Raw genomic sequence first — 12,358 nt, 5'->3', positions numbered from 1 at the left:
CGACCGCCCCCCCGAACGCCGAAGGGCCCGCCGGACACGGCGGGCCCTTCACCCCTGTGCGTCAGGCCCGGTCGCAGGCCTGCGCCCGCAGCGCGCGGGCCAGGTCGTCGCGGCACTCCAGCACCAGGCGGCGCAGCGCCGGCGCGGCCTGCGGGTGGCCGTCCAGCCAGGCGTCGGCCTCGGCCAGGGTCTGCTCGTCGGTCTGGGCGTGCGGGAAGAACCCGCCGACGATCCGCATCGCGATCTCGATGGTCCGCTCGGACCAGACCCGCTCCAGCAGCTTGAAGTAGGGCGCCGCGTAGAGCGCGGTCAGGTCGCGGTGGGCGGGCACCGCGAAGCCCGCGATGTTGGCCTCGACCAGGGCGTTCGGCAGCTCCTCGGAGTCGACGACGGCCGACCAGGCGACGGCCTTGGCCTCGGCTGTGGGCCGGGCGGCCAGGCACTGGGTGTACCGGCGCTTGCCGCTGGCGGTGTTGTCGGCGGCCAGCTCCCCGGCCAGCTCCTCGTCACCGGCCTGGCCGGCGGCGGCCAGCGCCAGCCACAGCGACCAGCGCAGCTCCTGGTCGACGTCCAGGCCGTCGATCCGGGCGCTGCCGGCCAGCAGGCCGCGGACCAGGCCGAGGTGCTCGGCGCCGCCCGCGGTCTGGGCGAGGAAGCGGGCCCAGGCCAGCTGGTGGTCGCTGCCGGGGACGGCCTCGCGCAGCTCGCGCAGGGCGCCGTCGGCCAGCAGCCGGCCGCCCTCGGCGCGCCAGTTCGGGTCGGCGTACAGGTCGACGGCGGTCTTGGCCTGGGTGTGCAGCGACTGCAGCACGCCGATGTTGCCCTCCTGGCCGGCGAAGCGCAGCACCAGGGCGACGTAGTCGCGGGCCGGCATCAGGCCGTCCCGGGTGAGGTTCCAGACGGCGGACCAGGCCAGCGCCCGGGCCAGTTCGTCGTGGATGTCGCCGAGGCCGGCGCGCAGGGTCTGCAGCGACTCGGCGTCGAAGCGGATCTTGCAGTAGGTGAGGTCCTCGTCGTTGAGCAGCACCAGTGCCGGGCGGGGGCGGCCGGCGGCCTCGGCGACGACGGTGCGGTTGCCGGTGACGTCGAGCTCGATCCGCCCGGTGCGCACCAGGGAGCCGTCGGCGTCCCGGTCGTAGAGGCCGACCGCGATCCGGTGCGGGCGCAGCACCTCCCCGTCCTGGAGGACGGCGAGTTCGGTGATCCGGCCCTCGGCGTCGGTGGTGACCTGCGGGGTGAGCGAGTCGACCCCGGCGGTCTGCAGCCAGGCGGCGGCCCAGGCCTTGAGGTCGCGGCCGCTGGTCTCCTCCAGGACGTCCAGCAGGTCGGCGAGTTCGGTGTTGCCGAAGGCGTGGCGCTGGAAGTAGCGGCGGGCGCCCTCGAAGAAGGCCTCGGAGCCGACGTACGCGACCAGCTGCTTGAGGACGGCGGCGCCCTTGGCGTAGGTGATGCCGTCGAAGTTGAGCTTGGCGTCCTCGAGGTCGCGGATGTCGGCGGTGATCGGGTGGGTGGTGGGGAACTGGTCCTGCCGGTAGGCCCAGGCCTTGCGCTGGTTGGCGAAGGTGACCCAGGCGGAGGAGTACCGGGTGCGGGCGCCGATCAGGCCGTAGGAGCCCATGAAGTCGGCGAAGGACTCCTTCAGCCACAGGTCGTCCCACCAGCGCATGGTGACCAGGTCGCCGAACCACATGTGCGCCATCTCGTGCAGGATGACGTTGGCGCGGCCCTCGTAGGCGGCGTCGGTGACCTTCGAGCGGAAGACGAACTCCTCGCGGAAGGTGACGCAGCCGGGGTTCTCCATGGCGCCGATGTTGTACTCGGGGACGAACGCCTGGTCGTACTTGCCGAAGGGGTACGGGTAGTCGAACTCCTCGTGGAAGAAGTCGAGTCCGAGCTTGGTGACGCCGAGGATCTCGTCCGCGTCGAAGGACGGGGCGAGGGACTTGCGGCACATCGCGGAGAGCGGGATCTCCAGGGTGGTGCCGTCGGCGAGCTCGCGGCTGTAGTGGTCGCGGGCGACGTGGTAGGGGCCGGCCACGACGGCGGTGAGGTAGGTGGAGATCGGCTTGGTCGGCGCGAACTCCCAGGTGCGGGCGGCACCTTCCTCGACGACGTCCTCGTGGACGGCGTTGGACCAGACGTCCCAGGCGGCCGGGGCGGTCACGGTGAAGCTGAACGGGGCCTTCAGGTCGGGCTGTTCGAAGGTCGCGAAGACCCGGCGGGCGTCGGCCGGCTCGTAGTGGGTGTAGAGGTAGGTCTCGCCGTCCACCGGGTCGGTGAAGCGGTGCAGGCCCTCGCCGGTGCGGCTGTAGGCGCAGTCCGCCTCGACGGTGAGGACGTTCTCGGCGGCGAGGCCGTCGACGTGCACGCGGGCGCCGTCGTAGGCGGTGGCCGGGTCGATCGAGCGGCCGTTGAGGGTGACCGAGCGGACGGCCGGGGCGAGCAGGTCGAGGAAGGTGGCGGCGCCGGGCTGGGAGCAGCGGAAGGCCACGGTGGTGGTGGAGCGGAAGGTGGCGGCCGCCGGGTCGGGTGCGGAGGTCACGTCCAGCCGGACCCGGTAACTGTCCACGGCCAGGATGCTGGCCCGCTGCTGGGCTTCGTCGCGGCTCAGGTTTTTGCCCGGCACGGCGGTACTCCTTTGTCCGGCTCGCACGGTGGTGCGTCTGTGGGTGGTGCGGTCTCGGTGCGCGGTGTCCTGCGCCCCGCGGGGGCATCCTTTCACGCCCTCCCTCGCCGGTACCATTGCACAGGCCGCCCCGGCGGGGCCGGAATCAGCGGCGCCGGGCGGGTGTTGGGGCAGGGGGTGGAACACCTCCCCGCCTCGTTATCACCTCACGAAGGACGACAGCCGTGACGACTGCCGCTGAGCGCAAGACCGCCGACTTCTGGTTCGACCCGGCCTGCCCGTGGGCGTGGATGACGTCCCGCTGGCTGATCGAGGTCCAGCAGCTGCGTCCGGTGGACGTGAACTGGCACGTGATGAGCCTGTCGGTGCTGAACGAGCACCGCGACCTCCCGCAGAACTACCGCGAGCTGCTGGACAACGCCTGGGGCGCGGTGCGGGTGTGCATCGCGGCCGCCCAGCAGCACGGCGACGAGGTGCTGGGCCGGCTCTACACCGAGCTGGGCCTGCGCTTCCACAACCAGGGCCTGCCGCAGAACCGGGAGACCGTCGAGGCGGCGCTGGTGGCCGCCGGGCTGCCCGCGGAGCTGGCGGACGCGGCCGACACGGACGCGTACGACGAGGCCCTGCGCGCCTCGCACAAGGAGGGCATCACCCTGGTCGGCGAGGACGTCGGCACCCCGGTGATCGCGGTGGAGGGCGCGGACGGCGAGCGGGTCGCCTTCTTCGGCCCGGTGGTCACCCCGGCCCCGAAGGGCGAGGCCGCGGCCCGGCTCTGGGACGGCACCCTGCTGGTGGCCTCCACCCCGGGCTTCTACGAGATCAAGCGGACCCGTACGGCGGGCCCGTCCTTCGAGTAGCGCCGGACGCGCGAGGGCCCGGTACCGACCAGGTACCGGGCCCTCGCGCGTTCCGGGCTCAGCGGGTGGCGGCCGCGTCCCGGCGCTGCTTGACCAGGCCGGCGACGATCAGCAGGGCGACCAGTACCCCGGCCGCGTACAGCTGCTGCCGGTTGTCCTCGGTGGTGGTCATCAGGGCGAGGATGCCGGCCACGGCGGCCATCGCGATCCAGGTCAGGTACGGGTAGCCCCACATCTTCACGGTGAGCAGTTCGGGCGCCTCTCGCTCCAGCCGGCGGCGCATCCGCAGCTGGACCGCGCAGATGAACAGCCAGACCACGAGGATGGCCACGCCGGTGGTGTTCATCAGCCAGGTGAAGACGGTGGCCGGCCAGAACTTGGCGGCCAGCACGGCGCCGAAGCCGAACAGGCAGGAGGCCAGCACGGCCCGGCGCGGCACCCCGCCGCTCACCTTGGCGAGCGCCCGGGGGCCCTGGCCGCGGCCGACCAGCGAGTACGCCATCCGGGAGGCGCCGTAGATGTTGGCGTTCATCGCGGAGAGCAGCGCGATCAGCACCACCACCTGCATGATCGTTCCGGCGCCGGACACCCCGAGGTGCCGCAGCACGGTGACGTACGGGCCGTCGGCGACCACCGCCGGGTCCTTCCAGGAGACCAGGGTGACGACCAGGGCCATCGAGCCGATGTAGAAGATCGCGATCCGCCACACCGCCGTGCGCACCGCGTTGGCGACGTTCTTGCGGGGGTCGTCGGACTCGGCGGCGGCGATGGTCACGGTCTCCAGGCCGCCGTAGGCGAAGACCGAGGCGAGCAGTCCGACGATCAGCCCGTTGACCCCGGTGGGCAGGAAGCCGCCCTCGCCGGTCAGGTTGTGGGTGCCGGGGGCGCCGGGGCCTATCACCCCGGCGATGCCGAGCCCGCCGAGGACCAGGAAGGCGATGATCGCGGCGACCTTGATGGTGGCGAACCAGAACTCGAACTCGCCGAAGTTCTTCACCGCGGTGAGGTTGCTGACGCAGAAGAAGACCATGAACAGGCCGACCCAGACCCAGGAGGAGACTCCGGGGACCCAGCCGTTGACGATCTTTCCGGCGGCGGTGGCCTCGGCGGCGACGCCGCAGCACAGCATCACCCAGTACATCCAGCCGGCCGTGATCCCGGCCCAGGGGCCGATCTCCTTCTCGGCGTGCACCGAGAACGACCCGGAGGCGGGGCGGGCGGCGGACATCTCGCCGAGCATCCGCATGATCAGCATGACCAGCAGACCGGAGAGGAGGAACGCGAGGATGATCGCCGGACCGGCGGCCGCGATGCCCGCGCCGGAGCCGACGAACAGGCCTGCGCCGATCACCCCGCCCAGCGCGATCATCGACAGGTGGCGCTGCTTGAGGCCGTGCGAGAGCTGCTGGCCGGTGGCCGGGGGACTGTCGGTGCCGGTGGTCCCGGGCGCGGAGGTGGGGGCCATAGGGCTGGATCCAGACTGTTCGGAATACGGCATGAGCTGTCCAATATCCGTGGGCACCTCTGTTCATGCCAGGAGCGCGGACCTCGGGACCACCATGCGGACCGACCGGTGACGCGGTGGGTTCGTTCGATGACAGAGCGTTGGCGCGGGCCCCGATGGGCCGGTTCCGACAACGGTCGAGGGCGGGGCTTTGTCCGAAACCGTGACGGTGACGCAGTGGATCACCGCGTAGGTTCACAGGTGTTCACTCACCTGAGCACCCCACGGAGGAGACCCCTGATGGCCACTGCCACCACCCCGATAGCGCGCCGCGCCGTCCTCGCCGACCTGCTGCCCGCCGCCACCACCCGCCTCGGCGCCCAGGCCCGCGACCTGGCCCTGGTGGCCGGCGGCGCCGCCCTGACCGGCGTGGCCGCCCAGCTGTCGGTGAACGTCCCCGGCTCGCCGGTGCCGGTCACCGGCCAGACCTTCGCCGCGCTGCTGGTCGGCACCGCGCTCGGCGCCCGCCGCGGCGTCGCCTCGCTCGGCCTCTACCTGCTGGCCGGCCTGGCGGGCGTGCCCTGGTTCGCCGAGGGCACCTCCGGCTGGGCGATGCCCTCGTTCGGCTACGTGCTCGGCTTCGTCCTCGCGGCCGCCCTGACCGGCGCGCTGGCCCGCCGTGGCGCCGACCGCACCCCGGTGAACACCGCCGTCACCATGGTCCTCGGCAGCCTCGCCATCTACGCGGTCGGCGTCCCGTACCTGGCCCTGTCGCTGCACGTCCCGCTCGCCCGGGCCGCCGAGCTGGGCCTCTACCCCTACCTGGTCGGCGACGCCCTGAAGGCCGCCTTCGCCGCCGGCGCCCTGCCGCTGGTCTGGAAGTTCGCCGCGAAGCGGTGAGCCCCCTGCCGGGTCCGGGCGCACGCGCATGCCACACTCATGGCATGCGCGTGTACCTGGGCTCAGACCATGCCGGATACGAACTGAAGAACCACCTCGTGGAGTGGCTCAAGGAGGCCGGGCACGAGCCGGTCGACTGCGGGCCGCACATCTACGACGCCGAGGACGACTACCCGCCGTTCTGCCTGCGCGCCGCCGAGCGCACCGCCGCCGACCCGGAGGCGCTGGGCGTCGTCATCGGCGGCTCGGGCAACGGTGAGGCGATCGCCGCCAACAAGGTCAAGGGCGTGCGGGCGGCGCTGGCCTGGAGCGAGCAGACCGCCGGGCTCGGCCGCGAGCACAACAACGCCAACGTGGTCTCCGTCGGCGGCCGCATGCACACGCTGGAGGAGGCCACCAAGTTCGTCGAGGTCTTCCTCAACACCCCCTACAGCGGCGAGCCGCGGCACACCCGCCGGATCGAGATGCTGAGCGAGTACGAGACCACCGGCGAGCTCCCGCCCATCCCGGCCCACCACCCGCAGGGCTGATCCACCCCACCCGTCCACCCTCCTCCGACGGCCGGCCGCACGCTCCACCGCGGCCGGCCGCCGCCGTTTCCGGACCCCTGGGCCTGTGTCGTCGGCCACAGGCCCCGGCGCGCGGACGTCGGCGCACGCGAGGCGCGTGCGCCGCCCGCGTGGTTCGTACGCCCAACCGGCGTACGCCTCCTGACGCCGCGCCCGCCGCCGCGGCGATCGGCCGAAACCGGCCGACGGTCCCGCGCCTCGTCGCACCCGCCCGGGTCCGGCCCGTCGACGCCGGGCGGTGCCCGTGGATAAGGTCGGGCCCCATGGCTGGCAGACCGCCGGGCGCACCGCCCCAGACGACTGCGACGAGGCCCGGCGCCGCTCAGGCGTCCGGACCCGTGACGGCCCGGTTGCGCAGGAGGCTCCGCCGGGTCCGCCGAAGGCTGCGCACGGCCGGTGTCGACTACTTCCGCGGCGGCGCCGCCGACTGGCCGGTGCTCTGCGCCCTCGCCCTGCTCGTCCCGCTGCTGATCCTGCTCAACATCTGGATGCCCGCCTGGGCGCCGCCCACCGCGCTGGTGCTGCCGATCCTGGCCGGCGCGCTGCTGCTGCGCCCCGGCAGCCTGGTGGTGCTGTACGCGCTGGCGGCGCTCGGCCTGTCCGCCGAGTCGGTGATCCACACCGGCCAGCGGGTGGCCAGCGAGAACCCGGAGGCCTACATCTACGGCGTGACCCCGGGCGCGGCCCTGGTGGTCGGCGCCGCCGGGGTGGGCGGCCTGCTGCTGGCCCAGTTCCGGGCCCGGGTCGGCGTGCCCTGGTGGGGCGGCTCGACCATGCTGTTCGACCTGCGCGAGCGGCTGCGGGTGCAGAGCCGGGTGCCGGAGCTGCCGGACGGCTGGCACGCCGACATGGCGCTGCGCCCGGCCGGCGGGCAGTCCTTCTCCGGGGACTTCGTGGTCGCCGCCCGCACCGGCCCGGGCCAGCGGCTGCTGGAGGTGGTCCTCGCGGACGTCTCCGGCAAGGGCATGGACGCCGGCTCCCGCGCGCTGCTGCTGTCCGGCGCCTTCGGCGGCCTGGTGGGCTCGCTGCCCGCGCACGACTTCCTGCCCGCCGCCAACGGCTACCTGCTGCGCCAGTCCTGGGAGGAGGGCTTCGCCACCGCCGTCCACCTGGTGCTGGACCTGGACACCGGCGAGTACGAGCTGCTGTCGGCCGGGCACCTGCCCGGGATGCAGCGGCTGGCGGGCGCCGGGCGCTGGGAGGTCAAGGAGGCCGAGGGCCCGCTGCTCGGGATCTACGACGGCGCGAAGTTCGAGGGGGTGCACGGCCGGCTGAACCGCGGCGACGTGCTGATGCTGTGCACCGACGGCATGGTCGAGGAGCCGGGCCGGGACCTCTCCGAGGGGATGGACCGGCTGATGGGGGAGGCGGACCGGCTGGTGCCCGGCAGCGGTCCGGCCGCGGGGGTCGGCGCGGCGTCCGCGCTGATCGAGACGGTGGCCCGGGACATCAACGACGACCGCGCGGTCCTGCTGCTCTGGCGCGACTGACGCCCGCCCGCCCCGGCCGTCCGTCACCGGGCGGGATCGGCACATGCCACCGGCAGTCGCTGTCAAGCCGGGCAGCCGATCTTCGGCCAAATCGGACGGCCCGCCGGCTGACCGGACCTGCGGCTTCCGCTACCCGCCCCCGGCCGCTTCCCGGCCGCTCAGCGCCGCCCCGCCGACGATTCGTCAGAACGGCTCCGCTATCGTCCCGGTCGGCGGAAACTCGTCTCGCATCGCAGGATATCGGCGTTGGGCTGACTGTCAGACCTTTACGCAATCGGCACGGTCGACCACACTGAGTCCGGGCGGGACTGTTCAGGATTCGGGGGATGGGGGGCGTCACGTGCGGCACGACAGACATCGTTCGACCGCGCCGGGCTCCCTCGCCGGCGATGTGCCGGTCGGTCCGGGATTCCGCCTCGGGACCGTCGGACAGGCCGGGGTCCGGCTTCGCAGGTGCCGCCGGGCGGCGGCACCACGCTATGAAACGAGGAAGTGAGTCCGGGTGGCACTCTCCGTCTCCGCGCTGGTCCTGTTCGCGATCCTGTGCATCATCTTCATCCGCAACAAGCAGTTGAAGATCGCGCACGGCATCATCGCCGCCCTGTTCGGCTTCATGCTGCACGAGACCACGGTCGCGGGCTCGATCAACTCCCTGCTGGCGAACCTCGCCCACAGCATCTCAGGCATCACCGGCGGCTGATCGGACCGGGCCGTCCGCGCTCCCCGCGAGGGGATCACCGGCCGGCCCGTCTGGCCTCCCGCCAGCGGGCGAACAGTCCCCGGGGGCGGGCCGGGGCCGGGGCGCGCATCGGTGCGGGTGCCACGGCGCCCGCCGACGCGGCCTGTCCCGCCGCCGCCCGCTCGGCCGTCAACAGCACGAACAGCCGCGCCCAGCACAGCCGTTCGCCCCGCGGCCAGTCCATCGCGCGCAGCGCCGCCGAGGCGGCCTCCGACACCTCGCCGTTGACCCGGACCTCGGCGACGTCGTCGTCCGCCTTCCCGCCCAGGAAGAGCTTCACCCCGACCGGCCCCGGCCCGGCCAACTGCGGCCGCAGCGCGGGCGCGAGCGCCGGCAGCACCCGGTGTTCGGCGAGCCAGCCCGCCAGGTGCTCGTTGCCGAAGCCGAACACCGCCGCCGGCCCCTGGACGGCGTGCCAGCCCGGGAGTTCGGCGTGGTCCGCGTGGTCGGCGTGCACGCCGCGCCCGTCCGCCAGCTCGACCAGCACCGAGGCGGTGGTGGTCGCCCACATCTTCACCGCGTTGGCGAGCTTCTCCTCCTCGGTCTTGCCGAGGCCGGCCGCGCAGTCCCACACCACCGGCGCGTCCGCCCGGCCCAGGTGCAGCACGAAGCCGAGGTCGACATGGCCCGAGCCGTCGTCCCCGGGGTGCTCGCGCACCGCCACCGCCGTCGTCCCCGGGCCGCGCACCACCTCGCCGTCCGCGGTGAACTCCTGCCCGAGGCGGGCCATCTCCCGGACCACACACCGCTGTATGACGGCCAGTCGCTCCTGGGGACGCACCGGGACTCCTCCACCTCGGAGCGCGGCGGGTGAGCTCGCGCTCGAACTGCGCTCGAACGCCGCCGAGGCTATCGGCCCGGCACCCGAGCGGGAAACCGCCGGGGGCGACCGGCCCTCCGGTCGCGGGAATGTCCCGAATACACCATTTTGGGAGGCGGAATCGCCCACGGCCACCGGCCGGGGCCCTGCTGTCCGCCTGGAGAACCCGCATGCCCCGCACCGGCCTGACGCCCCCTCCGCCGCTCCTGGTCCACCCGGACGGCTCCGGCCTGGTCGCCGAGATCGAGGCCTACCTCGCCTCGCTGCCCGCCCCCGTACGCCTCCCGGCGCCGTACGTCTGCCCCCACGGCACCGCCGTACGGCCCTGGTGTGCCGGCCACCCGGCGCCCCGGGCCACCCTGCTCGACCGGGTGCTGTGCCGCCCGGCCCGCCCGGTGCCGGTCAGCGCCGCCGACCACCTGCGGCTCGCCTCGCGCTACATCGGCGCCCACGGCTGGCTGCAGGGCGCGATGTGGGACGCCCGCGGCCGGGTCTGCCTGCTCGGCGCCCAGGCCGCCGTCCTCGCGCACGGCTACGGCACCCCGGCCACCGTCCGCACCGCCCGGGTCCAGCTGATGGAGGTGCTGCACGCGACCGGCCGCCCGGCGCACTCCCCGGACGAGTACAACGACCGCCCCACCACCCGGGAGGCCGACGTCCACCAGCTGCTCGGCCGGGCCGCCGCCCGGGCCGGCCGGCTCGGCCTCTGAAAACGCGACCGGCCCCGGTGCGTGGAGACGCACCGGGGCCGGTCTGACGAGCGGGCGACGAGAATCGAACTCGCGTGACTAGTTTGGAAGACTAGGGCTCTACCATTGAGCTACGCCCGCGTGATCCCCCGGACGTTGCCGGCCGGAAGTTCGGGGAACAGCGTACCTGGTCCGGCCGCTTCCGTGCACACCGCATTTCCCGCGCACTCCTTCGGACCACCCCCGAATAAGTCGGCGAGCCGCCAGGGCCCGACGTGTACGCTTCCTCTCGGCACCACGGGGTGTGGCGCAGTTTGGTAGCGCGTCCGCTTTGGGAGCGGAAGGCCGTCGGTTCGAATCCGGTCACCCCGACAGTGCGGCAGGGTCTCGCCCACCGGGGCGGGGCCCTGTTCTGTTGGGGCGGTACTTGGGGCGGTACGGTGGCGCCTGGCGTCCGCCTTTCGTGGTACCGGTAGGATGGGCCGCTGGCGGTAGTCCCTGTGGCGTCAACCCAGGTCAACCGCACGAGGGCGAGGAGTCACGCTCACCGCTCACCCCCCACGGGAGATGTTGCTCCAACCGCCCATCGCCCGTCTCGCCCGACCCACTCGTACGGCCTCGGCCGGCGGCCGGGAACGGCGGAGGCAACCTGACCGCAAGCCCATAGGAGACCTAACCGTGAAGAGCGCCGTCGAGACTCTGAACCCGACCCGGGTTCGACTCACCGTCGAGGTGCCCTTCGAGGAGCTCAAGCCCAGCCTCGACGCGGCGTACAAGAAGATCAACCAGCAGGTCACGGTTCCGGGCTTCCGCAAGGGCAAGATCCCGGCTCGCGTCATCGACCAGCGTTTCGGCCGCGGTGCCGTGCTGGAGGAGGCCGTCAACGACGCCCTGCCGCGCTTCTACACGCAGGCCGTCGACGAGGGCAAGATCGAGGTCCTCGGCCAGCCCGACATCACCAACATCGAGGGTGTCGAGACCATCGCCGATGGCGGTGACCTGAAGTTCACCGCCGAGGTGGACATCCGTCCGGAGATCACCCTTCCCGACTTCGCCTCCATCGAGGTGGCCGTCGACCCGATCGCCGTCTCCGACGAGGACGTCGAGAAGTCCCTGGAGCAGCTGCGCGAGCGCTTCTCCTCGGTCAAGGACGTTGAGCGCGCCGCGGCCGCCGGCGACATCGTGGTCGTCGACCTGATCGCCAAGGTCGACGGCGAGGTGCCGGAGGACGGCACCGCGAACGGCGTCAGCTACGAGATCGGCTCGGGCCGCCTGATCGACGGCATCGACGACGCCGTGACCGGCCTGGAGGCCGGTGGCACCGCCACCTTCTCCACCGAGCTCAAGGGCGGCACCCAGGCGGGCAAGACCTCCGAGGTCACCGTCACCGTCACCGCCGTCCAGGAGAAGGAGCTGCCCGAGCTGGACGACGAGTTCGCCCAGCTGGCCAGCGAGTTCGACTCCCTGGAGGACCTGCGTGCCGACTCCCGCAAGCGCCTGGAGCGCATGAAGGAGTACGACCAGGCCACCCAGGCCCAGGAGAAGGTGCTGGACGCGCTGCTCGGCCTGGTCGAGATCGACTTCCCGGAGAAGCTCCTCAAGGACGAGATCGAGACCCGCAAGCACAACCTGGAGCACCACCAGCTCCAGCCGATGGGCCTCGACATCGACACCTACCTGGAGACCCAGGGCAAGACCCGCGAGGAGTGGGAGGCCGAGATCGAGGAGCAGGCGAAGAAGGGCATCAAGACCCAGTTCGTCCTGGACCAGATCGTCGCCGACGAGGAGCTGGGTGTTAACCAGGAGGAGCTGACCGAGCACCTCATCCGCCGCGCCGCCGGCTCGGGTCTCACCCCGGACCAGTTCGCGCAGCAGGTCGTCCAGGGTGGCCAGGTGCCGCTGCTGGTCGGCGAGGTCGCCCGCGGCAAGGCGCTGGCCACCGTGGTCGAGGCCGCCAAGGTCGTCGACACCGAGGGCAACGAGATCAACTTCGACGACGAGGACGAGACGGGCGAGACCGTCGAGGCCACCGCCGAGGAGACCGCCGCCGAGGAGAAGACCGAGGCCTGAGTGCCCCGGTAGCCCCTGAGGCCCGCAGCGGGCCCGGACACCGTACGGTGTCCGGGCCCGCTGTCGTCCCACCGGGTGCGGTCGCGACCCTGCGCTCACAGCGAACAGTTCTGCGTGAGGGATTCTGCGGCCCGGCCTGCGCGTTAGGGTCCTT

Annotated in this window: 10 protein-coding genes and 2 tRNA genes; 8 read left to right on the top strand and 4 right to left on the bottom strand. The window is 72.7% G+C overall.

Features of this window, described 5'->3' with window-relative positions; translation table 11 throughout:
- Nucleotides 1–61: 61 nt before the first annotated feature.
- Nucleotides 62–2,626 carry an aminopeptidase N gene (gene pepN / locus P3T27_RS11570; RefSeq protein WP_280677163.1) on the bottom strand — a complete coding sequence of 855 codons (2,565 nt, stop codon included), beginning with the start codon at nucleotides 2,624–2,626 and terminating at the stop codon, nucleotides 62–64.
- 224 nt (nucleotides 2,627–2,850) lie between these two features.
- Here pepN and P3T27_RS11565 point away from each other — a divergent pair, with 224 nt between their 5' ends.
- Nucleotides 2,851–3,483: a DsbA family protein gene (locus P3T27_RS11565; protein ID WP_280677161.1), complete on the top strand. Its 633-nt coding sequence runs from the start codon at nucleotides 2,851–2,853 to the stop codon at nucleotides 3,481–3,483.
- A 58-nt stretch (nucleotides 3,484–3,541) separates the two neighbouring features.
- Here the strand turns inward: P3T27_RS11565 and P3T27_RS11560 are convergent, their stop codons facing one another.
- Entirely contained in the window at nucleotides 3,542–4,852 is a 1,311-nt protein-coding gene (locus P3T27_RS11560) for an amino acid permease (RefSeq protein ID WP_280677244.1), read from the bottom strand.
- Nucleotides 4,853–5,227: 375 nt separating this feature from the next.
- Here P3T27_RS11560 and P3T27_RS11555 point away from each other — a divergent pair, with 375 nt between their 5' ends.
- From P3T27_RS11555 to P3T27_RS11540, 4 genes are all read left to right on the top strand, one after another.
- Nucleotides 5,228–5,827, top strand: coding sequence for a biotin transporter BioY (locus P3T27_RS11555; RefSeq protein WP_280677159.1), 600 nt, complete (start codon nucleotides 5,228–5,230; stop codon nucleotides 5,825–5,827).
- A 44-nt stretch (nucleotides 5,828–5,871) separates the two neighbouring features.
- The gene (locus P3T27_RS11550; protein WP_063347575.1) at nucleotides 5,872–6,357 is read left to right on the top strand and encodes a ribose-5-phosphate isomerase; all 486 of its coding nucleotides are present in this window, start codon (nucleotides 5,872–5,874) and stop codon (nucleotides 6,355–6,357) included.
- A gap of 389 nt (nucleotides 6,358–6,746) precedes the next feature.
- Complete coding sequence (locus tag P3T27_RS11545; protein ID WP_280677155.1) at nucleotides 6,747–7,886, top strand: PP2C family protein-serine/threonine phosphatase; 1,140 nt, start codon at nucleotides 6,747–6,749, stop codon at nucleotides 7,884–7,886.
- A 502-nt stretch (nucleotides 7,887–8,388) separates the two neighbouring features.
- Nucleotides 8,389–8,586 (top strand): hypothetical protein, encoded by a 198-nt coding sequence (locus P3T27_RS11540; RefSeq protein ID WP_063347574.1) that lies wholly within the window; start codon nucleotides 8,389–8,391, stop codon nucleotides 8,584–8,586.
- Between the two features lie 34 nt (nucleotides 8,587–8,620).
- Here P3T27_RS11540 and P3T27_RS11535 read toward each other — a convergent pair whose 3' ends face one another.
- Complete coding sequence (locus tag P3T27_RS11535) at nucleotides 8,621–9,406, bottom strand: DUF6348 family protein (RefSeq protein ID WP_280677151.1); 786 nt, start codon at nucleotides 9,404–9,406, stop codon at nucleotides 8,621–8,623.
- Nucleotides 9,407–9,615: 209 nt separating this feature from the next.
- Between P3T27_RS11535 and P3T27_RS11530 the strand changes: the two genes are divergently transcribed.
- Complete coding sequence (locus P3T27_RS11530) at nucleotides 9,616–10,155, top strand: hypothetical protein (protein ID WP_280677149.1); 540 nt, start codon at nucleotides 9,616–9,618, stop codon at nucleotides 10,153–10,155.
- 49 nt (nucleotides 10,156–10,204) lie between these two features.
- Here the strand turns inward: P3T27_RS11530 and P3T27_RS11525 are convergent.
- Nucleotides 10,205–10,275 (bottom strand) — tRNA-Gly (locus P3T27_RS11525).
- Between the two features lie 157 nt (nucleotides 10,276–10,432).
- On the opposite strand from P3T27_RS11525, the gene P3T27_RS11520 reads away from it, so the two are divergent.
- Both P3T27_RS11520 and tig read left to right on the top strand, forming a co-directional pair.
- Nucleotides 10,433–10,506, top strand: a tRNA-Pro gene (locus tag P3T27_RS11520).
- Between the two features lie 306 nt (nucleotides 10,507–10,812).
- Entirely contained in the window at nucleotides 10,813–12,204 is a 1,392-nt protein-coding gene (tig, locus tag P3T27_RS11515) for a trigger factor (RefSeq protein WP_280677144.1), read from the top strand.
- Nucleotides 12,205–12,358 lie beyond the last annotated feature (154 nt).

The organism is Kitasatospora sp. MAA19 (assembly GCF_029894125.1).
GTDB lineage: Bacteria > Actinomycetota > Actinomycetes > Streptomycetales > Streptomycetaceae > Kitasatospora.
This window is presented reverse-complemented; position numbering and strand designations above follow the sequence as displayed.